At 75.2% G+C, this 26010-nt stretch carries 20 protein-coding genes and 3 pseudogenes; 16 read left to right on the top strand and 7 right to left on the bottom strand.

Annotation, left to right across the window (positions count from 1 at the left end; all coding sequences use genetic code 11):
- The first annotated feature begins 141 nt into the window (after nucleotides 1–141).
- Both ACGFIZ_RS12285 and ACGFIZ_RS12280 read left to right on the top strand, forming a co-directional pair.
- On the top strand, nucleotides 142–1386 hold the full coding sequence (locus ACGFIZ_RS12285) for an Ig-like domain-containing protein (protein WP_393418510.1): 1245 nt from the start codon (nucleotides 142–144) through the stop codon (nucleotides 1384–1386).
- A gap of 163 nt (nucleotides 1387–1549) precedes the next feature.
- A complete protein-coding gene (locus tag ACGFIZ_RS12280) occupies nucleotides 1550–1999 on the top strand; it encodes an STAS domain-containing protein (RefSeq protein ID WP_393418508.1) in 450 nt (149 codons plus the stop codon).
- A gap of 92 nt (nucleotides 2000–2091) precedes the next feature.
- On the opposite strand, the gene ACGFIZ_RS12275 is transcribed toward ACGFIZ_RS12280, so the two are convergent.
- From ACGFIZ_RS12275 to ACGFIZ_RS12260, 4 genes and pseudogenes are all read right to left on the bottom strand, one after another.
- On the bottom strand, nucleotides 2092–2460 hold the full coding sequence (locus ACGFIZ_RS12275; protein WP_393418506.1) for an FKBP-type peptidyl-prolyl cis-trans isomerase: 369 nt from the start codon (nucleotides 2458–2460) through the stop codon (nucleotides 2092–2094).
- Between the two features lie 213 nt (nucleotides 2461–2673).
- Nucleotides 2674–3285 carry a DoxX family protein gene (locus ACGFIZ_RS12270; RefSeq protein ID WP_393418504.1) on the bottom strand — a complete coding sequence of 204 codons (612 nt, stop codon included), beginning with the start codon at nucleotides 3283–3285 and terminating at the stop codon, nucleotides 2674–2676.
- A 156-nt stretch (nucleotides 3286–3441) separates the two neighbouring features.
- Nucleotides 3442–3780: pseudogene (locus tag ACGFIZ_RS12265) on the bottom strand (helical backbone metal receptor); the annotation flags it as partial.
- Between the two features lie 21 nt (nucleotides 3781–3801).
- Complete coding sequence (locus ACGFIZ_RS12260) at nucleotides 3802–4923, bottom strand: DICT sensory domain-containing protein (RefSeq protein ID WP_393418502.1); 1122 nt, start codon at nucleotides 4921–4923, stop codon at nucleotides 3802–3804.
- Nucleotides 4924–5056: 133 nt separating this feature from the next.
- Between ACGFIZ_RS12260 and ACGFIZ_RS12255 the strand changes: the two genes are divergently transcribed.
- On the top strand, nucleotides 5057–5950 hold the full coding sequence (locus ACGFIZ_RS12255) for a DUF2726 domain-containing protein (protein ID WP_393418500.1): 894 nt from the start codon (nucleotides 5057–5059) through the stop codon (nucleotides 5948–5950).
- Nucleotides 5951–6543: 593 nt separating this feature from the next.
- Here ACGFIZ_RS12255 and ACGFIZ_RS12250 read toward each other — a convergent pair.
- Entirely contained in the window at nucleotides 6544–6891 is a 348-nt protein-coding gene (locus ACGFIZ_RS12250) for an Lsr2 family protein (protein WP_393418498.1), read from the bottom strand.
- Nucleotides 6892–7159: 268 nt separating this feature from the next.
- On the opposite strand from ACGFIZ_RS12250, the gene lon reads away from it, so the two are divergent.
- Complete coding sequence (lon, locus tag ACGFIZ_RS12245; RefSeq protein ID WP_393418496.1) at nucleotides 7160–9496, top strand: endopeptidase La; 2337 nt, start codon at nucleotides 7160–7162, stop codon at nucleotides 9494–9496.
- A gap of 102 nt (nucleotides 9497–9598) precedes the next feature.
- On the opposite strand, the gene ACGFIZ_RS12240 is transcribed toward lon, so the two are convergent.
- Together ACGFIZ_RS12240 and ACGFIZ_RS12235 are read right to left on the bottom strand one after the other, a co-directional pair.
- Nucleotides 9599–11401, bottom strand: a complete 1803-nt coding sequence (locus ACGFIZ_RS12240; RefSeq protein ID WP_393418494.1) for a DEAD/DEAH box helicase — start codon at nucleotides 11399–11401, stop codon at nucleotides 9599–9601.
- A gap of 299 nt (nucleotides 11402–11700) precedes the next feature.
- Nucleotides 11701–13929: a family 43 glycosylhydrolase gene (locus ACGFIZ_RS12235; protein WP_393418492.1), complete on the bottom strand. Its 2229-nt coding sequence runs from the start codon at nucleotides 13927–13929 to the stop codon at nucleotides 11701–11703.
- Between the two features lie 216 nt (nucleotides 13930–14145).
- Between ACGFIZ_RS12235 and ACGFIZ_RS12230 the strand changes: the two genes are divergently transcribed.
- From ACGFIZ_RS12230 to ACGFIZ_RS12175, 12 genes and pseudogenes are all read left to right on the top strand, one after another.
- Nucleotides 14146–14988, top strand: coding sequence for an isocitrate lyase/phosphoenolpyruvate mutase family protein (locus ACGFIZ_RS12230; RefSeq protein ID WP_393418490.1), 843 nt, complete (start codon nucleotides 14146–14148; stop codon nucleotides 14986–14988).
- Nucleotides 14989–15130: 142 nt separating this feature from the next.
- The gene (locus ACGFIZ_RS12225; RefSeq protein ID WP_393418488.1) at nucleotides 15131–16099 is read left to right on the top strand and encodes a DUF5715 family protein; all 969 of its coding nucleotides are present in this window, start codon (nucleotides 15131–15133) and stop codon (nucleotides 16097–16099) included.
- Nucleotides 16100–16102: 3 nt separating this feature from the next.
- Nucleotides 16103–16740: pseudogene (locus ACGFIZ_RS12220) on the top strand (asparagine synthetase B); the annotation flags it as partial.
- Nucleotides 16741–16769: 29 nt separating this feature from the next.
- Nucleotides 16770–17339, top strand: a complete 570-nt coding sequence (locus ACGFIZ_RS12215) for an RNA-guided endonuclease InsQ/TnpB family protein (RefSeq protein ID WP_393418542.1) — start codon at nucleotides 16770–16772, stop codon at nucleotides 17337–17339.
- A 41-nt stretch (nucleotides 17340–17380) separates the two neighbouring features.
- Nucleotides 17381–17593, top strand: a pseudogene (locus tag ACGFIZ_RS12210) (asparagine synthetase B); the annotation flags it as partial.
- A gap of 66 nt (nucleotides 17594–17659) precedes the next feature.
- Nucleotides 17660–18592 (top strand): PfkB family carbohydrate kinase, encoded by a 933-nt coding sequence (locus ACGFIZ_RS12205; protein ID WP_393418486.1) that lies wholly within the window; start codon nucleotides 17660–17662, stop codon nucleotides 18590–18592.
- Nucleotides 18593–18643: 51 nt separating this feature from the next.
- Entirely contained in the window at nucleotides 18644–19660 is a 1017-nt protein-coding gene (locus tag ACGFIZ_RS12200) for a carcinine hydrolase/isopenicillin-N N-acyltransferase family protein (protein ID WP_393418484.1), read from the top strand.
- Nucleotides 19661–19743: 83 nt separating this feature from the next.
- Nucleotides 19744–20592, top strand: coding sequence for a glycosyl hydrolase (locus tag ACGFIZ_RS12195; protein ID WP_393418482.1), 849 nt, complete (start codon nucleotides 19744–19746; stop codon nucleotides 20590–20592).
- A 43-nt stretch (nucleotides 20593–20635) separates the two neighbouring features.
- Nucleotides 20636–21883: a sensor histidine kinase gene (locus ACGFIZ_RS12190; RefSeq protein ID WP_393418480.1), complete on the top strand. Its 1248-nt coding sequence runs from the start codon at nucleotides 20636–20638 to the stop codon at nucleotides 21881–21883.
- A gap of 28 nt (nucleotides 21884–21911) precedes the next feature.
- The gene (locus tag ACGFIZ_RS12185) at nucleotides 21912–22577 is read left to right on the top strand and encodes a response regulator (RefSeq protein WP_393418478.1); all 666 of its coding nucleotides are present in this window, start codon (nucleotides 21912–21914) and stop codon (nucleotides 22575–22577) included.
- A gap of 148 nt (nucleotides 22578–22725) precedes the next feature.
- The gene (locus ACGFIZ_RS12180; RefSeq protein ID WP_393418476.1) at nucleotides 22726–23511 is read left to right on the top strand and encodes an ABC transporter ATP-binding protein; all 786 of its coding nucleotides are present in this window, start codon (nucleotides 22726–22728) and stop codon (nucleotides 23509–23511) included.
- A complete protein-coding gene (locus ACGFIZ_RS12175; protein WP_393418474.1) occupies nucleotides 23508–25988 on the top strand; it encodes an ABC transporter permease in 2481 nt (826 codons plus the stop codon). Before ACGFIZ_RS12180 ends, ACGFIZ_RS12175 begins: the two co-directional genes overlap by 4 nt.
- Nucleotides 25989–26010: the final 22 nt, after the last annotated feature.

The raw sequence follows: 26010 nt of genomic DNA, 5'->3' as shown, positions 1-26010 counted from the left end.
GTTCGTCGCGCTTGCGGCGAAACCACCGGTAATTGCTCCGCCCGCTTTCCGTAAACCGCGTCGGAGGGTGAGTCGGGCCGTACAGAATGTGGCCGAAGGGGGAGTGGAAATGGGGTGCGGAATATGGATCTGAGGCGGCGAATGACCCTGTTCGCGGTGGCCGTCGCGGCCACGCCACTGGCCGTCGGCGGATGCACCGCCGACCGGAAGGCGGAGTCGGCGCGGGAGGCGTCGCCGCCGACGGTCACGCTGTCGCCCGCCGACCGGGCCCGGGAGGTCCCGATCAGCGCCGAGATCGGCACGACCGTGGCCCACGGCCGGGTCACCGCCGTCCGGCTCAGGGACGACAAGGGGACCGAGGTCCGGGGGGAGCCCCGCGAGGACGGGTCGACCTGGGTGCCGAGCGAGCCGCTGGCGAATGGCCGGACGTACACCGCGGAGGTGACGGCGACCGGCGACCGGGGGAAGACCACCACGAGCACGACGACGTTCACCACGATGCGGAAGCCGAACACGCCGCCGATCACCAGCACCCTCTACTTCACCGGCAACCAGACGTACGGCACGGCGATGCCGGTGACGGTGGCGTTCGAGCCGGGCGTGCCGAAGGAGGCCCGGGCGGACGTGCAGAAGCGGCTGTTCGTCAAGACCGACCCGCCGCAGCCGGGCACCTGGTCGTGGCTCGAGGACGGCACGCAGGTGTACTACCGCGCCCCGGACTTCTGGCGGCCCGGTACGAAGATCAGCATCCGGGCCGCGTTGGAGGGGTTGCCCATCGGCAAGAGCCTCATCGGCGACGCCGACCGGAAGGCCACCTCGAAGATCGGCCGTCAGGTCGCCCTCGACATCGACAACGCCAACAAGCAGATGTCGGTGTTCCAGGACGGCAAACTGCTGCGGCGCATCCCGGTCAGCCTGGGCAAGCCGAGCACGCCCAGCTCCAGCGGCAAAATGGTGATCATGGAAAAGCACGACCGGACCACGTTCGACACCCGCGGCGAGCCGGACGGCGGCTACGTCGTGGACGTCGACGACGCCCAGCGGCTGACCTGGGGCGGCGAGTTCATCCACGCGGCGCCGTGGTCGGAGGGGGACCAGGGCTACACCAACGTCTCCCACGGTTGCGCCAACGTCTCCGCCACCGCGGCCGACTGGCTCATGGGGATCACCCAGGTCGGCGACCTCGTCACCGTCAAGGGCACCGAGGTGCAGTTGCAGGCGGGCAACGGCTGGACGGCGTGGAACGTCAGCTGGGACGAGTTCGCCAAGGGCAGCGCCCTGCCGGTCCCGGCGGGCCTGCGCCCGGCCCCGGCCGCGGTGCCGCACCCGGGCGCGGTCGCCGGGGGCAGCGCGCCCGCGCCGGCGCCCTCGGCCAGCGGCGGCTGATCAGGGGAGGAACGACCGCCGGCCGGCCCGTCACCCACGCGGTGGCGGGCCGGCCGGCGCCGGCCCTCCGGGTGGCTCAGGGTCGGACCCTGGGTGTACCCGGAGTCACCCCCGAGGAGGGCGGAAATGTCGGTGGGGGCGGCTAGTTACTAGATTCTTGGTCATGCAGGAGGGCAACGACCGGTTCCACGTGCAGGTCGTCGTGGACGACCACGCGGTGCAGATGCGGGCGAGCGGCGAGATCGACATCGCCACCGTCGGCGCGCTCCGCTCGGCGCTCTGGGCCGCGCCGTCCCGGCCGCTGCTGCGGCTCGACCTCTCCGGCGTCCGGCTGCTCTCCACCGCCGGCGTCCGGGCCCTGGTCGCCGCCCACCGCCGCATCCGCGCCCGCGGCGGCGTGCTGGTGCTGGTCGACCCGGCGCCCACGGTCGCCCGTGTGCTGCGCGTGACGGGCCTGCACCGGGTCATCCCGATCCACCAGGGCGCCCCGGTCGGGTCGCTGTCGCTCGTCGCGCCGGGCGGGTCGCTCGTCGCGCCGTCGCTCGCCTGCCCGCTGGGGTCGCTCGTGCCGCCGGCGCAGCCGTCCGCCGCGCCGGTGCTGGCCTGCGCCTGATCCCCCGGCCGGCGCGCGGTCGAGCCGCCCGCCGGAGTCCGGTCGAGCGCCGGTGACGGGGTCGCCGGAACGTGCCGACGACCCCGTCCCCACTAGCGGACGCCGAGCAGGTCGACGACGAAGACGAGCGTCTCGCCCGGCTTGATGACGCCGCCCGCGCCCCGGCTGCCGTACCCGAGGTGCGGCGGAATGGTCAGCTTGCGCCGGCCGCCGACCCGCATGCCCACGACGCCCTGGTCCCAGCCGGCGATGACGCGGCCCCCACCGAGCGGGAACTCGAACGCCTCGCCCCGGTTCCAGGAGGCGTCGAACTCCCGGCCGGTCGAGTGGGCGACCCCGACGTAGTGGACGGTGGCGCGCTGGCCGGCGCTGGCCTCCGGGCCCTCGCCGACGGTGATGTCCTCGATGACGAGATCGGCGGGCGGCGCGCCCTCGATCGGGCCAACCTCAGGCTTGTCCATGCCGTACGCCTCCTGCTCGGTGTCTCCGGTGTGGTCACCGTCGATCCTGCCGGATCGTGATCCATCGATCCCCGGCGGTCCCGCCCGCCGCCGTCGCCCGCCAGCGGCGGCCGGCGCGCGCAGCGACAGCGGGCAGATGCCGGCCACCCCCAGCACGTGACGGCGGGGCGCCACCGGGTGCGGTGGCGCCCCGCCGTGGGGATGCGGATCGGGTCATCGCAGCCAGGGGAACCGCCGGACGATCGGCAGCCGCTTCCAGGCCCGGCCGAGGCCGAGGGTCTCACCGGCGTCGGTGAGGGCTAGCACCGCCAGCACCGCGGCGTAGACGAGGTGGTCGTCCATGAAGGGGTTGTTCGCCGGGGGAAGGACGGCGGTCCACATCATCACCAGCAGCAGGCCACCGGCGACGGCGGCGATCCGCGTGCCGACGCCGAGCAGCAGGGCCGCCCCGATCCCGGCCAGGCCGGTCATGAACAGCCAGTCCGCCCAGGCCGCGCCGGCGATGCCGTGGTAGAGGCCCTCGAACGGGCCGGCGGTGCCGAAGGCGAGGAATCCCTTGGTCGGGCTGCCCCCGTTGATCCAGGCGTTCTTCGCCGCGGTCTCGTGGCCGAGGCCGAACGCCTTGTCGAGGAAGGCCCAGAGGAAGGTCCAGCCCAGGGCGATGCGGACGCCCGCGAGGACGTACCGGGTGGCCCGCCCCCGGCGGGTCTCGGGCCCGGCCGCCGGGGTCGGCGTCCCGGCGGTGTCCCGGGGGGTCTCGGTCCTGGCCGTCGGTGCGGTGGTCCCGGCGGTGGTCCGCTCGATCGTCGCGGTCATGGTCTCCACGTCCCTTCCTGTGCCTCGCACCGCGCTTCCCGGTGACATCTTCATTGGACCCCCGTCACCGGCGTCCCGGTCAGGGCCGATGGGTCCGCTTCGGGTCGGGACCTTCGACCCGATCCACCCGGTCCGATCGACCCGGGGCGATGGGCGGCGCAGCTGTCAGGCGGGGTGGACCACGGGCCGGGCCAGCTGCGCGGCGAGCAGCGCGGGCGCCTCGGCCAGGGACGGGCCGTACCAGGTGAGATGCCGGCCGGAGACCAGGGCACACGGCGTGCCGGGGAAGGCCTCCGGGCCGTCGTCGGCGGTGAACCGGTACGGCTCGTCGGGCACGACCGCCGGGCGGGCCTCCGCCGGCGTCGGCGCCGCCCAGGCCCGCCGGGCCGCCCGCAGCCAGCCCGGTTCCCCGGGTACGCCGAGCGCGGCGAGCAGTTCGGCCAGCTCCCGCAGCGCCTGCGGCACCGTACGGGGATAGGTGACGAGCACCGGCACCCCGGCCGCCCCACCCGCACGGCGACCACCCTACGGTCCGGTCGGCGCCTCGGCCGACTCCGGGGCCAGCCGGGCCACGGGCACGCCCTCCCGGGCGGCCCACGCGACGGCGTGCCGGACGTCGGCCACGGGCAGCGGCCGCCGGGTGGTCACCGTGACCGCCGCGTGCACCGCGAAGGCGACGAACGGGTACGACTGGGCCAGCCCGGCGACCGCCTCGTGCACCTGGCCGGCCACCGCCACCGCCTGCTCCTCGGTCAGCGACGGCAGGATCAGCAGGTACTCCTGGTCCGTCAGGCGCACCGCCCGGTCGACCGGGCGCAGCGGGGCGGTGACCGCGCGGATCAGCGCCTGCGCCTCCCGGCCGGTGGTGCGCCGCCCCAACCGCTCCGGCACGCCGGGCGGCTCGTCGACCCGTACGCCCACCAACGCCACCGGCAGGGTGCCCGAGGCGGTGACCCCGTCCGCGTCCGTCCACCGCCGCATCCCCGGCTCGTCCAGCAGCGTCGGGCCGCCCTTGGCGGTCACCGCCCCGCCGTCCGGGCCCGTCGCCCGGCGCGCCCGCACGGCCCGCTCCGCGCGGGAGAACACCAGCCGCAGCGCCGCCTCGCCGCGCGTCTCGCCGGGCGTGGCGGGCAGGTCGCGTACCCGGAGCAGGACGTCGTCCACGGCGGCGCGGACCGGCGCGGGCAGCCGCTCGGCGAGCCGCTCGCGCAGCCGCAGCGCCTCGTGCAGTGCCTCGTCCCGGCGGAACGCCCACCGCCCCTCGAAGAGCCGGCCCGACTCCAGCGTGGCGGCGGGCTCGACCTCCGCCCGGTCGTACGCGACCAGGGCCGCGCCGAACCGGGGGGTCAGCGCGATCACGCTCCACTCCCGGGCCAGGTCCTCGGAATCGCCCAGGGCCACCCCGCACAGCCCGGCGGGCAGCGCCTCGAGACGCTGCCCCGCCACGCCCACCACGGTCACCGCGGCCGTCGCGGCGATCCGCGCCCAGACCGGCAGCTCCCGCTCCAGGTACGGCATTCGCTGGAACAGCGCCATGACCAGCAGCGGGCCGTCCTCGGCGGTGGCCAGTGCGGCCTGCTCGATGGCGTGGGAGACAGCGACGAGGCTGCGCTTGGTCAACAGTTCCGGGGCCGGTCCACTGTGCACCCGCTGAGCCTAGAGAACCCGGTCGCCGGGCGCGCGGGCCGCCCGGGTACCCGTGACGCGGGCCGCCCGCGCCGGGGCGGGTTTCCGGCGGCCTAGACTCGGGCCGGTCGACGGCGACGGATGGAACAGGCGGATGACGAGCACCGGTAGTGACCACGGCTCCCTGCTACGCCCGCTCGTGGCGTCGACCGACCGCGGGCCGCTGCTCGCCCGTGGCGGCCAGCTGGTGTACGGCGCGCGGCGGCTGGTGGAACTGCTGCACGGCCGCCCGCCCGGCGTCACCGGTCACCAGTGGAACTCGGCCGGCCGGGAGTCGTTCGACTTCGTGATCTGCGCCGGCGACACCGGGCACCCGCTGTTCGCCGTGGAGATCGGGCCCCCGGCGGCGGCCGACCCTGCGGCGGGGCGTGGTGAGCGGATGAAGAACGCGCTCTGCGCGGCGGTGGGCCTGGCGGTGCTGCGGATCGTCTCGCCCACCCTGCGCGCCGCCGACGATGGCCGTCGCCTCGTCGAGTACGTCATCGACGCCCGCGGCTACGCCGATGCCGTCGGGCCCGAGCCGGAGCACGAGGACCTGGGCGAGGCCGCCCCGGTCGCGTTCAGGGACATCGTCGGCCGGCTGCCCGACGGCCGCAGCGGGCACGTCAACGACCTCGGCGCGCTCGCCCGGGCCGCCGCGCTGGAGGCGTACGTGGCCCGGCGGCTGGCCGACCCGATCGTCCGGGGCCTGCACGTCCGCTGGACGGACGGGCCGGCCGAGGGGTGGAGCTGGGTGGAGGTGTCCCCCGGCCGCTGCCTGGTGGAGCGGGTCGAGGTGTGGGAGCACCGCTTCTCCTGCGGCGTGGCCCCGGGCCGGCTCGCCGAGGACCTGGCCGCCGCGGCCGTCGGCGAGCGGCTGCGCGCCCTGGACGCCGCCGCGTCCGACCTCCTGCCCCGGGAGCAGCTCGACCGGGACATCCGGCGGCTGCGGGAAAGGGGCGAGGAGATGCGGGACGGCTTCGGCTTCGCCCATCTCTGCGCCGACTGATTTCGGCCGCCCCATCCGGCGGTCCGCACCGTCTTCCGTCCCGCCGCTTCCCCGGTCCAGGTTGGACCTTCTCCCGCGCCGCTTCGCGCTTCGGGGGAACGGACAGGACCTTCCCGACCATGCCCGCCCGGGGCGGCCGACGGTGCGGTAATGGCATCGTCGACCGTCGACGTGCGACGTTGCGGCCGCACTGGTCATGGTCGATGTATCCCGCCGGGATGCCGGCCGCCCGGGCCATGAGTCGACGACCGGATCGGGCCGGGCGGCAATTCGATGGACAGGATCCACGCGGACGTGTCCGGCCGCCCGGCGGCGCGCGTGGCCGGTGCCGGATCGCTCCGCGTCCCAATGCCGGCGCGGGCGAACGGACGTCAGCCTTCGACGCGGTGTGCGATCCGGGTGAGTCGAGCCGGCGGCGACGTCACGAGGCGCGAAAGCCGGGGCCGCCCGGGGATCGAACCCCCGGACGGCCCCGCACCGTTTCCAAGCCCGCCGGCCCGCATCTGCCGTGGAATTTGCGTCGGGCGAAAAGCCCAGGTCGGCCGGTCTCCGGCGCGACCTCGGCGTGCCCGACCGCTGATCCGCGGAGCGGATCAGCGGTTCTTGTAGGCCTCCACGACCGAGACCGGGATCCGCCCGCGGTCGGAAATCTCGTACCCGTTCTTGGCTGCCCATTCCCGGATGGCGCGGTTCTGCTCGCGGTCCATTCCGGAGACGGCGGGCCGGCCGACGCGGCGGCTGGCCCGGCCGGTGTCGACCGGTCCCCGACCGATGCGTCGGCCAGCGTTGATGAAGGGGTCGAGTGCCTTGCGCAGGGTGCCGGCGTTCTCGTCGGAGACATCGATGGTGTACGCAACGCCATCGAGGCTGAACTCGACGGTCCGATCCGCCTGCCCGCCGTCGAGGTCGTCCGTCAGAACGGTGATTACTTTCCGGGCCATTGTCAATTACTCCTTGTGTGGGGCGGGGTGTGGTAAGAGTTTGACGTATGCCCCGCCAAATCCGCAAGAATATGCCCGCCTGTAATCGGCGCGTCGCGTTAACCACCGCCGATTCCCGCGCCTGTGGTGGAAATTGCCAGTCTCGCGCGTGGCCTTCCGGCGGTCCCGTCCGGTTGCCGCTGAGTGTCGTGGATCACATTGGGGAAGAAGGGCGGCGCTCCGGGACTTGAGCCTGACACGCTCAACCCAACGCGATAGCAGGTGTTCGATGGCTACTCTTCCGGTACTTCCACTGACCGACGCCGTCCTGCTGCCCGGCATGGTCATCCCGGTGACCCTCGACCCGACCACCCAGGCCGCGGTCGACGCGGCTCGCGTCACCGGCGACAAGAAGCTTCTCGCCGTGCCCCGCATCGACGGCGAGTACGGCCCCGTCGGGGTCGTCGCCACGATCGAGAAGGTGGGCCGACTGCCCAGCGGCGAACCCGCCGCCGTCGTCCGCGGCCTGTCCCGGGCCCGGATCGGCTCCGGCGTGCCCGGCCCCGGCGCCGCCCTCTGGGTCGAGGCGACCCAACTGCACGAACCCGCCCCCACCGGCCGGGCCCGGGAACTCGCCCGCGAGTACCGCGCCCTGACGACCTCCCTGCTGCAACAGCGCGGCGCCTGGCAGGTCATCGACGCCATGGAGCGGATGACCGACCTGTCCGAGCTGGCCGACGCCGCCGGCTACGCGCCCTGGCTCAGCCTCGCGCAGAAGACCGAACTGCTCGCCGCGCCCGACGTCACCGCCCGCCTCGAGCTGCTGGTCGGCTGGGTGAAGGACCACCTGGCCGAGCAGGAGGTCACCGAGCGGATCAACACCGACGTCCGGGAGGGGCTGGAGAAGTCCCAGCGCGAGTTCCTGCTCCGCCAGCAGCTCGCCGCGATCCGCAAGGAACTCGGCGAGGACGAGCCGGACGGCTCCGCCGACTACCGGGCCCGGGTCGAGGCCGCCGAGCTGCCGGAGAAGGTCCGCGAGGCGGCACTGCGGGAGGTCGGCAAGCTGGAGCGGGCCAGCGACGCCTCCCCGGAGGCGGGCTGGATCCGTACCTGGCTCGACACGGTGCTGGAGATGCCGTGGACGACGCGTACCGAGGACAACACCGACCTCGACGCGGCCCGCGCGGTGCTCGACGCCGACCACGCGGGCCTGGCCGACGTGAAGGACCGCATCCTGGAGTACCTCGCGGTGCGCAACCGGCGCGCCGAGCGCAACCTCGGCGTGGTCGGCGGGCGCGGCTCGGGCGCGGTGCTCGCCCTCGCCGGGCCGCCCGGCGTCGGCAAGACCAGCCTCGGCGAGTCGGTCGCCCGGGCGCTCGGGCGCACCTTCGTCCGGGTGTCGCTCGGCGGCGTCCGCGACGAGGCGGAGATCCGCGGCCACCGGCGCACGTACGTCGGCGCGCTGCCCGGCCGGATCGTCCGGGCGCTGCGCGAGGCCGGCTCGATGAACCCGGTCGTGCTCCTCGACGAGGTGGACAAGCTGGCCGTCGGCTACGCCGGCGACCCGGCCGCCGCCCTGCTGGAGGTGCTCGACCCGGCGCAGAACCACACCTTCCGGGACCACTACCTGGAGGTCGACCTCGACCTGTCCGACGTGCTGTTCCTGGCCACCGCCAACGTGGTCGAGACCATCCCCGGCCCGCTGCTGGACCGGATGGAGCTGGTCACCCTCGACGGCTACACCGAGGACGAGAAGGTCGCCATCGCCCGCGACCACCTGCTGCCGCGGCAGCGGGAGCGGGCCGGGCTGACCGCCGACGAGGTGACGGTCGGCGACGAGGCGCTCGCCCGGATCGCGGGGGAGTACACCCGGGAGGCCGGCGTCCGGCAGTTGGAGCGGGCCCTGGCGAAGATCATGCGCAAGGTCGCGGTCGCCCTGGCGTCCGACCCGAACCCGATCCGCGTGGACACCGACAACCTGGCCCGCTACCTGGGCCGACCGAAGTTCACCCCGGAGTCGGCGGAGCGGACCGCGGTGCCCGGCGTGGCCACCGGCCTCGCCGTCACCGGCGCCGGCGGCGACGTGCTGTTCATCGAGGCGACCAGCATGGAGGGCGAGCCGGGGCTGACCCTGACCGGCCAGCTCGGCGACGTGATGAAGGAGTCCGGGCACATCGCGTGGTCGTACCTGCGCTCCAACGGGCGGCGGCTCGGGCTGGACCCGAACGCCCTCGCGGGCCGGCGGATCCACCTGCACGTCCCGGCGGGCGCGGTGCCCAAGGACGGCCCCAGCGCCGGCATCACCATGGTCACCGCGCTGGCGTCGCTGGCCAGCGGCCGACCGGTACGCCCCGAGTTCGGGATGACCGGCGAGGTGACCCTCTCCGGGCGGGTGCTGCCCGTCGGCGGGGTGAAGCAGAAGCTGCTCGCCGCCCACCGCGCCGGCCTGACCGAGGTGATCATCCCGGCGCGCAACGAGCCGGACCTGGACGACCTGCCGGCCGAGGTGCGGGAGGCGCTGACCATCCACACCCTCGCCGACGTCGCCGACGTGCTCGCCCTGGCGCTGCGTCCGGCCGACGTCGACGCGGAGGCACTCGACGCGCCGGCGCTCACCGCGCCGTGACTCCAGCCGCTGTCAGGTGGCAGGCCTTACCCGCCGGGGTCGACGGGTGGGAGCCGGGGTCCGTCACCGGTCCCACCCGCCTCCCACCCGTCGACCGGCGCGTCAGGAACGCTGGCGACGCCGGTCACCGCCGTCGAACCGCCGGTCACCGCCGTCGAACCGCCGGTCCCGGCCGTCGAAGCGGCGGCCCGGGTCGCCGCCGCCGTCGCCATCACGGTCGCGGCGCACCGTCGCCTTGCGGCCCTTGATGGTGCTGTTGCGCAGGCCGGCGATCACCTCGTCGGCCAGGCCGACCGGCACCTCCACCAGGGAGAACCGGTCGGCGATCTCGATCGAGCCGATGTCCCGCCCGCTGACCCGGGTCTCCCCGGTGATCGCCCCGACCAGGTCCTGCGGGCGTACGCCGGCGCGTCGTCCCAGCCCCACGAACACCTGCGTCGTACCAGCGCGGCCTCGGGCCGGACGCCGTTCGCGCGCCTCGTACCCGGGACGGGGCTCCCGGGGCGGGCGCACCGCGACCTGCGGGATCTCCTCTTCCTCCTCGGCGGCACCGGGCAGGGTGGCCTCGTGCGCCAGCTTCACCGCCGCGAGCGCGACCTCCACCATGTCGAACTCGTCCGACAGCGACTCGACGATCACCCGGTACGGCTCCAGGTCGTCCTCCAGCAGGCTCTCGCGCAGTGCCGCCTGGGTCAGCTCCAGCCGCCTGGTCCGCAGGTCGGCCACGGTGGGGATCTTGTCGACGTCGATCCGCTGCCCGGTCACCCGTTCGATGGTCTTGAGCATCCGGTGCTCGCGCGGCTCGGCGAGGGTGATCGCCACCCCCTCGCGCCCGGCCCGGCCCACCCGACCGATCCGGTGCACGTACGACTCGGGGGCCGACGGCACGTCGTAGTTGACCACGTGGGTGAGCTGCTCCACGTCCAGCCCCCGGGCGGCCACGTCGGTGGCCACCAGCAGGTCGGCCGTGCCGGCGCGCAGCCGTCCCATCACCCGGTCCCGCTGCTCCTGGCTCATCCCGCCGTGCAGCGCCTCGGCCCGGTACCCGCGCCCGTTCATCGTCTCGGTGAGCCGGTCCACCTCCTCCCGGCTGCGGCAGAAGACGATCGCGGCGGTCGGGGACTCCACGTCGAGCACCCGGCCCAGCGCCGCCGGCTTGTGCGCCCGCGCGACGATGTACGCGCTCTGGCGCACCCGCGGCGCCTCCCCGGCCACCGGCTGTTCCCGCTCGATCTGGATGCGCACCGGGTCGGTCAGGTGCTGCCGGGCCATCCCGTCGATACGCGCCGGCATCGTCGCCGAGAACAGCACGGTCTGCCGCTGCTGCGGGGCGTGCTCCAGGATCGCCTCGATGTCCTCGGCGAAGCCCATGTCGAGCATCTCGTCGGCCTCGTCGAGCACCACCGTGGTCAACTCGCCCAGCCGCAGCGTGCCCCGGGCGATGTGGTCCAGCGCCCGCCCCGGGGTGGCCACCACCACGTCGACCCCGGCGTCGAGGGCGCGCAGTTGCCGGCCGATCGGCTGGCCGCCGTAGATCGGCAGCACCCGGGTGCCCAGGTCCTTGCCGTACCGGTGGAACGCCTCCGAGACCTGCACCGCGAGTTCCCGGGTGGGCACCAGCACCAGCGCCACCGGGTCACCGCCGGGCCGCTCGTCCGGCATCCGCTGCAGCAGCGGCAGCGCGAACGCGGCCGTCTTGCCCGTGCCGGTGGCCGCCTGGCCCAGCAGATCCTGGCCGGCCAGCAGGGGCGGGATCGCCTCCCGCTGGATCGGCGTCGGCTCCTCGTAGCCGAGCGTGGCCAGGGCGTGCAGCAGTTCGGCGCGCAGACCGAGGTCCGCGAAAGCGCCCGCGTCGTCGGGGTCGCCGGGGGTGGTGGGGTCGGTCGGTGTCGGTGCGGAACTCATGCCACAAGCCTTTCATCACGGCCCCGACGCCGCTTCGGCGACCGGCACAACCCGTCGGGGACGGCGCCCCGGACGCCGTCCGGCGCGTTCGTGGTCGCGCGCGGGCATGACGGGACTGCCCGAACGGTCAGACCGATGGCCGGATGAGGGCAGCTCCCACGACCGGGGGCTGCGGGAACGCCCCGGCTCGGTGGAACTGGGAGAGGACCTCTTCCCGCCGGGAATCGAGGCCCGGGCGGACGGCCGGGGTGCCGCACCCACCCCGGCCGTCCAGCTCCTCATCAGCTGCCGGCTCCTCATCAGCTGCCGGCGTAGAAGCGCACGTAGTCGAACTCCGCCGTCACCGCCGGCTGGGCGCCGCCGTGCGCGACCAGCCCGATCCGGGGCGTGGTGTCGGCCGGGAACGTCCACACCCCGCCCCAGGTCCAGTTCGTGCCGTCCCGGCTGGAGCCGGCCCGGAACTCGTGCTCCCCGGTGACCGGGTCGACCCGGTGGGCCAGCCGCAGCCAGGTGGTGGTCGCCGGGGCGCCGACGATGTTGCCCCCGTACACCGGCCGGCCGGCGAAGGGCAGCTCGTAGCCGTACTCGACCTGCCGGGTGTTCCAGATGGCCACCTGGGTAAGTCGGGCGAACCGGTCGTCGTCGACGTACGCGACGAGCCCGGCCTGCTGGTAGTTGCGGACGGACTCCTCGCCGAGGTCGAGGCTCACCCTGGTCTCGACCACGTAGTCGCCGGCCGGGGCGTCCCGCAGCAGCACACCGGCGGAGTTGCCGGTGCCGACCAGGTCGCCCGCCTGCACCGGCCAGCGCAGCGCGCCGCCGGAGACGCCGGCCGACGGGGCGGGCCGGACCCACCGCCACGCCGGGCCGAGGCCGCCGTCGAACTCGTCCGACCACTGCGGCAGGGGCGCTCCGGCGCGCGGCGCCGCGACCGCCCGGGGGACCGGCCGGTGCAGCCGGGCCGCGCTGACGTTGTCGAACTCCGCGTCGCCGCCGGCCGCGGTCAGGGTGAGCGGGCCGGCCGCCGGCCCCGCCAGCCGCAGCGACACCACCGCCTCCTGGTCGCCGAGCCGGGCCGGGCTCAGCTCGGCCACCAGGTCGCGTCCGCGTACCTCGACGGCCAGGTTGTGCCGGTCGCCGGCGGCGAATCCGGCGGGCAGCGCGGCGGTGGCCACCCGGTCGCCCTGCCCGGCGACCAGCCGGCTGGTCGAGACGTCCACCCGCACCGAGGCGTCCCCGAGGGTGAGGCCGGCCGAGGTCGCACCGGGCAGCCGCAGGTCGGCCTCCGCCCGGACGTCGCCGCCGGTCACCGCGCGGCTGGTCAGCGCGCCCGAGCCGACGAGCCGCCCGTCGGTGACCCGCCAGGCGCCGGCGGCGTCGCGCCAGCGGGCGAGCCCGGGGGCGTCGAAGCGCTCGTCGAGCCGGGCGGTGGTCACCGGCGCGGGCCGGGCGCCGTCCGACGGGCCGGCGCCGGCGTTGACGGCCGGCCAACCGTCGATCCAGTCCAGCCGGTCGAGCAGCATCGGCCGCTCGTTGATGCCGAACGGCTCGTCCAGGTACGGGTCGGCCCGGTCGATGGCGTGGTAGACGATCCAGTCCTGGCCGGACAGGTCGGTGAGGAAGCCGTTGTGGCCGGCGCCGATCCAGCGGTTGCCGTTCTGCGTGAGCACCGGCGTCCCGCCGGCCCGGGAGGCGTCCAGCCGCAGCCCGTCCCGGTCGACGAAGGGGCCGCGCGGGCCGCGGGAGCGGCCGACGTGGACGGAGTAGCCGGTCGCCGGGCCGGCGCAGCAGTTGGCGGTCGAGGCGAACAGGTAGTACCAGCCGTCGCGGCGCAGCACGTAGCTGCCCTCGAACTTGTTGTCGATCGCGACGAGGGTCGGCTCGCCGACCGTCCGCAGCCCGTCGGCGGACAGTTCGGTGACCGAGATGCCGCCGTAGTAGCTGCCGTAGTACAGGTACTGCCGGCCGTCGACGTCGGTGAACTGGCTGGGGTCGAAGGTCCAGAGCCAGCCGCCGCCCCCGCCGGGCCGCGGCGCCACCACCGGGTCGGGGGCGAAGGTCCAGGGGCCGGTGGGGGTGGGTGCGGTGGCCGCGCCGATGGCGGAGTCGCCGTCGGGGGAGACGGTGGTGTCGGTGACGGTCACGTACATGACGTACCGGCCGGCGACGTAGCGCACGTCGGGGGCCCAGAACCCGGCGCCCTCGGCCGCGTACGGCGGGCGCTGGTCGGGGCCGAACGCGTCGCCGACGTAGGTCCAGTCGACCAGGTCGGCCGAGCGGGCGACCGGCACCCGGTGGAACCGGTGCTCGCCCTCGTGCAGCGGGTCGGTGGTGCCGTAGGCGTACCAGAGGCCGTCGGCGCCCCGGACGACGACCGGGTCGGCGAAGGTGTCGGCGAAGCCGGCCGAGACCGGGTTGTGGTAGCGGGTGGCGGCGTCGGGACGGGCGGCGGCGGGCGCGGCTGCCGTCGCCGCCAGGAGGAGACCGAGGACGGCGGCGAGCGCGCCGCCGCGGCGGTGGTGTCGCATCGGACCTGCCTTGGGGGTTGGGGCGGTGTGTTGCGGATCACTGCGGCGTTCCGGTCGTTTCTACAACGTTAAATACAACGTTGTAAAGTCGCCCGGTCGGCGCCCGTACGCCGATCGCCCTTGGCCCCCGCCCCGATCGCCGGGCCCGGCCGAAGGCCCGTTCGCCCCGATCGCCCGCCCGCCTCGCCGGGCTCGGCCGACGGTTACGGTGCGGTGGTGACCGACGACCGGGAAGTGCCAGCCCCGACGACCGACACCGCCGCCCGTGGCCACGCCGAGCGGTGCGCGGCCTTCCGCGCGCTGCACGTGCCCGGCCGGCCGCTGCTGCTGCCCAACGCCTGGGACCATGCCTCGGCGGCGGCGCTCGCCGCCCGGGGCCATCCGGCGGTCGGCACCACCAGCCTCGGCGTCGCCGCGGCCGCCGGCCTTCCCGACGGGGTGGGCGCGACCCGTGAGGAGACCCTCGGGCTGGCCCGGCTGCTGCGCGACGTGCCGGTGCTGCTCACCGTCGACGTGGAGGGCGGCTTCGACGACGATCCGGCGCAGGTGGCGGCGTACGTCGCCGAGTTGGCCGGCGTCGGCGTGGTCGGCGTCAACCTGGAGGACGGGCGAGCCGACGGCGGCCTGGCCGACCCGGCGCTGGTCGCGGCCACGATCCGGGCGGTGAAGGTCGCCGTGCCCGCGCTGTTCGTCAACGCCCGCACCGACGCCTGGTGGCTCGGTGTGCCGGAGCCGCTGCCCGAGGCGCTGCGCCGCGCGCGGACCTTCCGCGAGGCGGGCGCGGACGGGATCTTCGTGCCCGGGGTGCCGGATCCGGAGACCGTGGGACTGCTGGCGGCCGAGGTCGGGGCGCCGCTCAACGTGCTGTACCGGCCGGGCGGCCCCGGGCTGGCCGAGCTGGGGCGGCTCGGGGTGGCCCGGGTCAGCACCGGCTCGCTGCCGTACCGGGCCGCGCTGGGCGCCGCGCTCGCCGTCGTCGACGCCGTGGCCGCGGGCGACGCCGGGGCCGGATCAGCGGCGCCCTCGTACGCGGAGGTGCAGGGCCTGGCCGTGCGGTAGTTCGTCCCCGGGCGCGTGCGACGAGGCGCTCGACGCCCTTCCGGGGCTGATAGGAGGATTATTCGGACTCTCTCCACTCGTGCCGATTACGGTGTGTTTCAGGTCGCCCACGCCGAGTCGCACCGGGAGAGAGGACCCGACCATGCGAGTGCCCAGCCGAAGCCCCGGCCAGCCACCCGGTACGCCCCTCGCCTCCGCCGCGCCGACGCACCGGCTGCCCGCGGAGGGCGCCCCGCAGCCGACCCCGCCCGCCACCCCGGACCTGGACGCCTACCGGGCCGCCGTCATGGACCTGCTGGTCGAGGTCAACGCCCTCGCCGATGCGGCGTCCACCACGGCGCGGCAGGTGCTGCTCGACGAGCGGCTGCGGGAGCCGGCGATCGCCGCGGTCCTCGAGGCCACGCCGCAGGGGCTGGTCGGGGCCCGGGAGACGCTGCTGCTGGAGATGGCCCGCTACCGGCCGAACCCGCGCAGCTCCGCGGGGAACCTGACCGCCCTGGTCCGCATCTACCTGCTCTCCCGCATCGACGTGATGTGGTGGCGCGACGCCCCCGCCTACCGCACCGACGCCCAGCTCCACGCCAGCCCGGACCTGGTCGACCTGGAATGGCTGCGCCGCCGCGACCTGCTCCGGTTCCGCTACCAGGAGCAGCCCACGACGCTGCTCGGGCGCGGCGTACGGGCGGCGCGCCGACAGTTGCTGCCGGACGCCCGGCCGCGCACCGCCGGGCTGCGGTTCCGGCGCGCCCGGCGGGAGGTCGTCGGCCTGCTCAACGACATCGGCCGCGAGTTCGCCCGGCTCACCCCGCCCGCCGCCCCGCCGCTGTGGGTCACCAGCCTGGTCCGCAGCACCGAGTACCAGTACCAGCTACGCCGCCTCGGGTACGCGGCGATGCTGCCCAGCGCCCACTGCCTCGGCTACGCCGTCGACGTGGAACTGGCCTGGTTCGAGCGGTTCGGCGTCCGGGACACCCTGGCCGACCTGCTGCTGGCCCGCCAGCGCGCGGGCGAGGTCAACGTGGTCGACGAGGGCCAGGCGTGGCACCTGTGCCTGTCGCCCGCCGCCCGCCCCCGGTTCCGCCGGGCGTACGAAGCCGAGATGGGGGCCTGACCCGTGTGCGGCATCGCCCTGAGCGTCGGCCCCGAGGCCGACCCCGCCACCTTCCGCCGGATGCTGGCCGCCCTCGCCCCGCGGGGCGAGGTGACCGAGACCCGCCAGGAGGCCGGGCTGCTGGCCGGCACCCGCCGGCTGCGCGTCGTCGACCGGGAGCGGGCCGTGCAGCCCTGGATCTCCGCCGACGCGCGGTTCGTGCTCTGCTACAACGGCGAGGTCTTCAACCACGGCGACCTGCGCGCCGAGCTGACCCGCCTCGGTCACGCGTTCCGCACCGACAGCGACACGGAGGTCGTGCTCGCCGCGTTCCTGGCCTGGGGCGAGGACGCCGTGACCCGGCTGCGCGGCGAGTACGCCTTCACGGTGGTCGAGCGGGTCACCGGGCGAACCTATCTCGCCCGCGACCCGCTCGGGGTCAAGCCGCTGTACTGGTGTCGGGTGCCCGGCTGCCTACAGGTGGCCAGCGAGGTCAAGGCGCTGGTCGGGTACGGCGTGCCGATCGGCGAGGTGCCGCCGGGGCACCACGGCTGGGCCGAGCCGGAGGGCCCGCTCCAGCTGCACCCGTACGTCGACCTGCTCACCCTCGGCGAGGGACTGCCCACGGTGGACGACCCGGACGAGGCCGCCCTGCTCGTCTGACGGCACGAAGGTCGCCGCGCCGAGGTTTCTGCGCCGGGCGGCGCGGAAGCTGCGCCGGCTGCAGCAGGATCTGTCCCGGAAGCAGCGGGGCAGCAACAACCGGAAGAAAGCCGTCGTGAAGGTCGCCCGCGCGCACGCGAGGGTGGCCGACACACGGCGGGACTGGCTGCACAAACTGTCGACCACGATCATCCGCGACAGCCAAGCGGTGTACGTGGAGGACCTCGCGGTGGCCGGTCTCGCCCGCACCAAACTCGCCAAGTCCGTGCACGACGCGGGCTGGGCGACGTTCGTCGCGATGTTGGAGTACAAGGCCACCCGGTACGGTCGCACCTTCGCCCGGGTGGACCGCTGGCTGCCGTCTACCCGCATGTGTTCGACCTGCGGGCGTGTCGGTGACAAGCTGGCGTTGAACATCCGGTCATGGGCCTGTCCGTGTGGCGGTGTCCATGACCGGGACGTCAACGCCGCCAGGAACATCAGGGCCGCTGGACGGGCGGACCTCAACGACCGTGGAGCGCGGGTAAGACCGGCACCCATGCCGGCGCAGCGCGGTGAAGCGGTAACCCACCGGACGCTCACGCCCTCCGGGGTGTAGCAGGCCGGAATCCCCGCCATTCATGGCGGGGAGGACGTCAACACCTGCTCGAACCGGTCCGCCGCGACTTCGACAGCGTGCTCGCCCGCTGCGGCAACGACCTGGACCGGGCCATCGCCGACGGCCTGGCCCGACCCGACTACACCCCGCTGGAGCACGCCCGGGACATGGTCGGCGCGGCGCGGTGGAACGCCGCCCCGATCGTCCGCCGGCTGGTCGGGCCGCGCGGCACCCGCCGCACCCCGGTCGGCTGACCCGGCCGCAGCCGGCTGACACCGCCGACCGGCGTGACGGTGCCCGGGCCGGGTACAGAGTGGCGCATGGCGGAACTGGACGCGATGGTGGTCGGGCAGGTGGCGCGGGACCTGGTCCTGCTGGTGGACGAGGTGCCGGGGCCCGCCGGCACGGCGCCCGCGCGCCGACGGCGGGAACTGCTCGGCGGCAAGGGCGCCAACCAGGCGGTCGGCCTGGCCCAGCTCGGCGCGCGGCCCGGCCTGCTCGGGGTCGTCGGCGACGACGACATCGCCGAGCGCCTGCTGGACCGGGCCCGCGCCGACGGCGTCGACGTGCGGGCGGTGCTGCGCCGCGCCGACACCCCGACCGGCCTGATCCTCGACCTCGTGGACGCCCGCGGCCGGTGGCGGTACGTCGAGGACCTGCCCGAGCCGACCCTGCTGACCGAGGCGGACGTCACCGGCGCGGCCGACGCGGTGCGCGCCGCCCGGGCGGTGCTCGTGCAGCTCCAGCAGCCGCCGGCCGCGGCGCTCGCGGCGGCCCGGATCGGCCGCGCGGCCGGCCGGCTGGTGCTGCTCGACGGCGCGCCCACCGACGAGGAGACCGCCGGGGAACTGCTCGCCCTCGCCGACGTGCTGCGGGCCGACGGCAGGGAGGCCGGGCTGCTCGTCGGGGACCCGCCGAAGGACGCCGAGGCCGGGCTGCGCGCCGCCCGCGAGCTGCGCGACCGGGGGCCGGAGCTGGTCGCGGTGGAGGTGTCGGGCGAGGGCAACGCGTTCGTCTGGCCCGGCGGGGAGCTGTTCGTGCCGCTGAGCGAGACGCCCACCGTGGACACCACCGGCGCGGGGGACGCGTTCGTCGCCGCCCTCACCGTCGGGCTGCTGCGCGACGAGCCGCGCGAGCGCGTCGCCCGGTACGCCGTCGCGGCGGCCGGGGCCACCGTCGGCCACCCCGGCGGCCGGCCCGCCCTGACCCGCGAGGCGATCGAGGAGCAACTCGGCCGCATTCCCGAACGCTGACGCGCCGGCCGCGGTGGACAACGTTCGATGCCTGACCTAGCGTTCAGGATCATGCGTAGGACGTTCCTGAGCGCCTGCCTCGCGGTGCTGCTCGCCCTCACCGCCTGCTCCGGGCCCGCGCCCTCCGGCGCCGGGCCGACGCCGGCCGGGCCCACGCCCGCCGCCGGTACCCCGACCGCGTCGCGGCAGAGCGCCGCCGAGGTCGAGCGGACCCTGGCCAGCCTGCGCCGGGTCGACGACCTGCCGCTGTACGAGATGACCTTCGTGGGCGACTACGACCCGACCGTCGGCACCGACGCCGCGCCGCCCAGCCCGTTCGGGTGCTCGCTCTTCGTCGCCCGGGGCGACCGCGACCGGCCGCTGTTCGCCCGCAACTTCGACTGGGACGCCAACCCGGCCATGGTGCTGCGCACCGACCCCCCGGACGGGTACGCCTCGATCTCGGTGGTCGACATCTCGTACCTCGGCGTCGGCGACGATCCGGCCGGGGACCGCCGCCTGCTCGACGCGCCGCTGCTGCCGTTCGACGGCATGAACGAGCGCGGGCTGGCCGTGGGCCTGGCGGCCGACGACGGGGCGAGCGCCCGGCCCGAGCCCGGCAGGTCGACCGTCGGCTCGGTGCGCATCCAGCGGCTGGTGCTCGACCAGGCCGCCACGGTGGACGAGGCGGTGGCCGTCTTCGGCCGGCACAACCTCGACTTCGAGGGCGGGCCGCCGTTGCACTACCTGCTCGCCGACGCCACCGGCGCGTCGGCCGTGGTGGAGTTCGTCGACGGCCGGATGCGGGTCGAGAAGGGCCAGGGCAGCTGGCAGGCGCTGACCAACGTGCCGGTGGTGGGCGTACCGGAGGAGAAGCGGCGCGCGGACCACCGGTACGGGATGCTCGCCGCCGCGCTGTCCGAGGCCGGTGGGGTGGTCGACCACCGGGCCGGGCTGGAGCTGCTCAACGACGTCCGGCAGTCCCACACCCGCTGGTCCGTCACGTACGGCCTGCGCACGGGCGAGGTGCACGTCCGCACGGCGGGGGGCACCCTGCGCGAGTACGCGCTCCCGCTGAGCCTGTCGTAGCCTCCGCTGCCGGCACGTCGCCACGGGAGTAGGATCGATAGATCTCAATCGATCTGCTCTGCGTCGGCCTCTGGAGGTGGACCATGGTGAGACCAGACCAACGGGCGACCCGAACCGCGCCCGCCCGGATGCTCGCGACACTCTGCGCCGTCGTGCTGGCCGCCGTCGCGGCGATCACGTGGGCGGCGCCCGCCGCCGATGCCGGGCAACGCCGCGACGTCACGCCCTACGCCGCGTCGTTGTTCGCCGTCAACATCGACCCGAACAACGAGGCGGCCTGGCAGCAGTCGCAGCCGGCGCGGCTGGCCGGCGAGGGGTTCCGGGGCGCCCGGTTCGTCTCGCGCCGGTCGATCCAGCCCCGGATCGACGCGCTGCGGGCGGCCGGCCTCAAGGTCATGCCGATCATCACCAGCGAGTCGGGCGGTTACGTGCCGTGGAACGCCGACTTCCTTCAGATCGGCAACGAGCAGGACCACGGCGGCACGTACATGTCCCCGTCCGCGTACGCCGACATGTGGGCCCTGTACCGCAACACGTACCCGCAGTTCGCCGGCCGCTTCGTGATGGGCGGTCTGGCCTCGGGCGGGCAGAACGCCGTCAACTACACCGCCGCGGTGTTCGCCGCGATCGGCGGTCGCGCGCCCCTGCCGGACATCATCGCCATCCACCCGTACGCGAAGAACACGGCGCAGGCGGCGGGTGACTTCGACATGATGTGGAACGCCTTCGGCCGTCCCGTGATCGCCACCGAGTGGCACAACGAGGACGACACCTGGAACTTCCAGTGCATGCTCGCCGGCCGGTCAAGCGTCTGGAACTCGGTCTTCGCCTACACCGACGCCATGGTCCCCGGCTTCGGCCTGCGCGACGGGGCCGGCAACCCGAAGCCGTTCTACTGCTCCCTGCTCTCCGCCCCGGCGAGCTGTCGCTGAGGCGCCGCCGAGCACGTCCACGAACGCCCGGCACGTACGCTGGGTGACCGTGAACCGCAGCATCTTCGGCCGACCGCTGCGCAGCGTGGCCTTCGACGTGGTGGTCGCCGGCTTCGTGGCGCTGTCCGGCCTCGCCGGGGCCGCCAACCAGCCGGGCGGATGGTGGGCCACCCTGGTCGGCGCGGGGATGGCCGTGACGCTGCTGTTCCGGCGTACCCACCCGTCGGCGGTGGCGGCGGCCGTCGCCGTGCTCGCCCTGGTCCAGGTGGCCTTCAACTGGGGGCCGCTGGCCTTCGACGTCGGCGTGCTGATCGCCCTGTACAGCGTGGTCAAGTACGCCGAGCGGCTGCGCGACGGCATCCTCGCCGGGGTCGTGGCCGCGGTCGGGGTGCTGCTGGCCGCCCTCCAGACCCGGGGCGACGTCGCCTGGTGGGCCTCGGCCGTCTGGCTCGCCCTGATCACCGGCGCCGTCTGGCTGATGGGGCTCAACGTGCGCACCCGCCGGCTGTACGTGCTCAGCCTGGAGGAGCGGGCCGCCACCCTGGAACGGGAGCGGGAGGCCGAGGCACGGGCGGCGGTGGCCGAGGAGCGCACCCGGATCGCCCGGGAGCTGCACGACGTGGTGGCGCACAGCATGGCCGTCATGATCGTGCAGGCCGACGGGGCGCGGTACCTGTTCGACCGGGACCCGGAGACCGCCCGGGAGGCGGTCCGGGTGGTCGCCGACACCGGGCGGCAGGCCCTCGAAGAGATGCGGCGCCTGGTGGGCGTACTGCGGGCGCCGAGCCCGGCCGAGCCGGCGGGCGTCCCCGCCGCGGTGCCCGCGCCCGACGGCGGCGGGACCCCGGGCCTGTCGGCGGAGCCGGCGCACCGGCGCCCGGCGCTGGTGGAGCTGCCCGACCTGCTGGACCGGTTCCGCGCCGCCGGGCTGCGCATCGACTGGACCGTCAGCGGCGAGGCGCCGCCGCTGCCGCCCGGCCTGGAGCTGACCGTGTACCGGGTGGTGCAGGAGGCGCTGACCAACGCGCTCAAACACGCCGGGGTCGGCGCGACCGTCACCCTGAGCCTCGACCACACCGGCGAGGCCGTCGAGGTCCGGGCCGTCGACGACGGGCGCGGCCGGCCGCCGGTGCGGCCCGCGCCGTCCGGCGGGCACGGCCTGGTCGGCATGCGCGAGCGGGTGACGGTGTACGACGGCAACCTCACCGCCGGGCCCCGCCTGGCCGGGGGCTGGCAGGTCCAGGTACGGCTGCCGCTACCGTCGACGACCGGAACGGAGGTGCCGGCGTGAGGCAGTGGCGCACAGAAGGTGGGACGGCATGACGCTCCGCGTGGTGATCGTGGACGACCAGGCGCTGGTCAGGGCGGGGTTCAGGATGGTGCTGGACTCCCAGCCCGACCTGACCGTGGTCGGCGAGGCGATCGACGGCGCCGACGCGCTGCGGCTGCTCGACCGGGTCGAGGCGGACGTGGTGGTGATGGACATCCGGATGCCGACCATGGACGGGGTGGAGGCCACCCGGCGGATCTGCGCCGGCCGCGGCGGCGACCAACCCCGGGTGCTGGCGCTGACCACCTTCGACACCGAGGCTGACGCGTTCGCCGCCCTCCAGGCCGGCGCGAGCGGGTTCCTGCTGAAGAACGTGCCGCCGGAGGAGCTGCTGGCCGCGATCCGGGTGGTGGCCGAGGGCGACTCGGTGGTCGCCCCGTCGATCACCCGCCGGCTGCTCGACCGGTTCGCCGGCCAGCTCGGCCCCGGCCCGGCCGAGGACCCGCGGCTGTCCCAGCTCACCGAGCGGGAGCGGGAGGTGCTGCTGCTGGTCGCGCAGGGCCTGTCCAACGCCGAGATCGCCGCCCGGATGCACGTCGCCGAGGCGACCGTGAAGACCCACGTCGGGCGGATCCTGGCCAAGCTCCAGCTCCGCGACCGGGTGCAGGCGGTGGTGCTGGCGTACGAGAGCGGCCTGGTCACCCCCGGCGGCTGATCCCGCGTACGACCCAGGTCGTACGCGGGGCCGTGGCGGGGGCGCCTCCGGGCGCACGGAGGTCGGGCGCGCGGGTGGACGCGGGCGGGGCGGCGCCGCTCATAGCGTCGAAGACGTCCCAGTCACCGTCTTCCACGGGGAGCACCACGTGTCCGTCGCACCTCCCGCGTTCGCCGCCGCCGGCGTCGCGGTCACCGCCCGCGGCCTGCGCAAGGAGTACGGCTCCGGCCAGGGGAGGGTCGTCGCCCTCGACGGCGTCGACGTCGACTTCGCCGCCGGCCGGTTCACCGCGATCATGGGCCCGTCCGGGTCCGGCAAGTCCACCCTGATGCACTGCCTCGCCGGGCTGGACCGGCCGACGGCCGGGTCGGTGCGCATCGGCGACGCCGACGTCGGTCGGCTCGACGACAAGCGACTCACCCTGCTGCGGCGGGACCGGATCGGCTTCGTCTTCCAGAAGTTCAACCTGCTGCCGGCCCTGAGCGCCGAGGAGAACATCGTGCTGCCGCTGGCCATCGCCGGCCGCCGGCCGGACCCGGCGTGGCTGCGGCAGGTGGTGGCGGCCGTGGGCCTGGCCGACCGGCTGCGGCACCGGCCCGCCGAGCTCTCGGGCGGCCAGCAGCAGCGCGTCGCGGTCGCCCGGGCGCTGATCACCAAGCCGTGGGTCGTCTTCGCCGACGAGCCGACCGGCAACCTCGACTCCCGCTCCGGTGCGGAGGTGCTGCGGCTGCTCCGCGAGGCCGTGGACACCCTCGGCCAGAGCGTGGTGATGGTGACCCATGACCCGGTCGCCGCGAGCCACGCCGACCGGGTGGTCTTCCTCGCCGACGGACGGCTGGTGCGCGACCTGGCGGCGCCGAGCGCCGAGGCGGTGCTCGACGCCCTCGCCCGTCTCGAGTGGGCCCCGGCCGCCGCGGGGGTGACCCGCCGATGATCCGCCTGACCCTGCGGACGATGCGCGCCGACGCGGTGCGGCCGCTGCTCTCCGCCCTCGCCGTCGTGCTCGGCGTCGCGTTCGTCGCCGGCACGCTGATCTTCACCGACGGGATGAAGGCCGCCGCGTACGCCCGCGCCGGCACGTTCGACCGGCACACCGACCTCGGCGTGTACGCCGAGAAGGCACCGATCCCGTCCGCGCTCGTCGAGCGGGTGCGCGCGGTCGACGGGGTGCGCGCCGCCGACGGCGAGCTGACCGGCACGGCCGGGGTGGTCGGCTCCGACGGCCGGCCCGTGCTGGGCTTCGCCGTGCTCGCCGCGATCCCCACCGACCCGGCCCTGCAGTCGTACGACGTGGTGGCCGGCCGGCTGCCGCAGCGCCCCGGCGAGCTGGTGCTGGACGCCCCGACCGTGGCCGAGGAGGGCTTCGCCCTCGGCGCGCCGGTGCGCGTCGGCGGCAGCGGGGGAGCCGCGCGCCCGTACACCCTGGTCGGCACGGTCGACGTGGCCGGCACGACCCGGGACGTCGGCGGCCCGTTCATCGGCCTGGCCGGCCCGGACGCGCTGGCCGTCACCGCCGAGAAGGGATACGGCCGGATCATGGTGGCCGCCGCGCCCGGCGTGTCCACGGCGGAGCTGGTCGATCGGGTGGCGGCGGTGGCCGGCGCCGGCGTGACGGTGAAGACCCGGCAGGCGATCCTCGACGACGCGGTCGATGAGGCGGTCCGCGACCTGGAGCAGTTCAACCTGTTCCTGCTCACCTTCGCCGCGGTCGCCGTGGTGGTGGCCGGGTTCGTCATCGCCAACACCTTCGCCATCGTGCTCGCCCAGCGCACCCGGCGCACCGCGCTGCTGCGGCTGGTCGGCGCGACCCGGGGCCAGGTGTTCCGCGCGACGCTGCTGGAGGCGGCGGGGATCGGGCTGGCCGCCTCCGCGCTCGGCGTGCTGGCCGGCACGGGCCTGGCCGTGGGCATGGACGCCCTGATGTCGGCGTTCGACGTGCCCGTCGCCGGGGGCCTCGCGGTCACCGCGCCGACCGTGTTGCTCTGCCTGCTGCTCGGCACGGCGATCACCGTCGGGACCGCCGCCGCGCCGGCCTGGCGGGGCACCCGGGTCGCGCCGGTGGCCGCGCTCACCGACGCGGCGGTCCAGTCCACCCGCCGGGCCGGGCGGCTCCGGCTGGCGGTCGGCGCGCTGGTCTTCGCCGCCGGCGTGGCCGCCCTGGTGGGGGCAGGCGTGGTCGGCCAGGTGTTCCTGGTGGCCGCCGGCGGGGTGTTCACCTTCTCCGGCATCGTGCTGTTCGGCCCGGTGCTGGTGCCGGCGCTCGTACGCCTCCTCGGCTGGCCGGCCCGCCGGCTGTTCGGGGCGACCGCCGGGCTGGCCGTGGCCAACGCCGTGCGCAACCCGCGCCGGATCGCCGCCACGGCCGCCGCGCTGGTCGTCGGCATCGGCCTGGTGTCCGCGTTCGTGGTGGGGGCGCGCAGCGTCAAGTCCGGCATCGAGCGGGCGGTCGACCAGCAGATCGGGGTGGACTTCCTGGTCACCGGCATCGGCGGGGACCTGCCGCCGACCCTCGCCGCCGAGTTGGCCGCGCGCGGCGAGCTGGGCGTCGTGCACGAGCAGCGCAGCCGCGTCGCGGACGGGATCGACCTGCGCGCCGCCCACCCCGCGCTGGTCCGGCGCACCCTCACGGCCGTCGACTCCGGCGACGTCGGCCGGCTCGGGCCGGGCCGGGTGCTGGTGCACCGGGAGCTGGCCCGGGCGAGGGGCTGGGCGGTGGGCGACACCGTCACCCTGGCCGGGCGGCCGTTCACGGTGGCGGCCGTGGTCGCCTCCGACGGGCCGGTGCTGGCCGGCAGCCGAGTGCCCGCCGGGCACCTGGTCGACCTGGTCGACGCGGACTTCGCCCGGCTCTTCCCGGCCGAGCGGGGGTACCTGGCGGAGGTCGACCCGGCCGCGGGGGTGTCGCCCGAGCGGGCCCGGGAGGCGATCGGCTCGGTGCTCAGCCGGTACCCGACGGTGAACCTGATGGACCAGGCGGCGTACAAGAAGATGCTCACCGGCACGGTGGACATGCTGCTGGCGTTCGTCACCGCGCTGCTCGGCCTGGCCGTGGTGATCGCGCTGGTCGGCGTGGCGAACACGCTGACCCTGTCGGTGGTGGAGCGGACCCGGGAGAACGCGGTGCTGCGGGCCGTCGGGCTGACCAGGGGCCGGATGCGGGCCATGCTCGCCGTCGAGGCGGTGCTGGTGGCCCTGGTCGGGGCGGTGCTCGGGGTGGGCCTCGGCACCGGCGTCAGCGCCGGCGCGATGGCGGTGGTCGCCCGCATCGGCGGCGACTTCACCCTGGTGCTGCCGTGGGACCAGCTCGGGCTGATCCTCGGGGTGGCGGTGCTGGCCGCGCTGGCGGCCTCGGTGCTCCCGGCCCGCCGCGCCCTGGCCCGCCCCGTGGTGGAGTCCCTCGGCGCCGAGTGACCCGGAGGCCCCCTGCCACACC

The organism is Micromonospora sp. NPDC048830 (genome assembly GCF_043198215.1).
In the GTDB taxonomy this organism is placed as follows: domain Bacteria; phylum Actinomycetota; class Actinomycetes; order Mycobacteriales; family Micromonosporaceae; genus Micromonospora.
The sequence above is the reverse complement of the archived record's forward strand: the minus strand, read 5'-3'. Positions and strand labels throughout refer to the sequence as shown.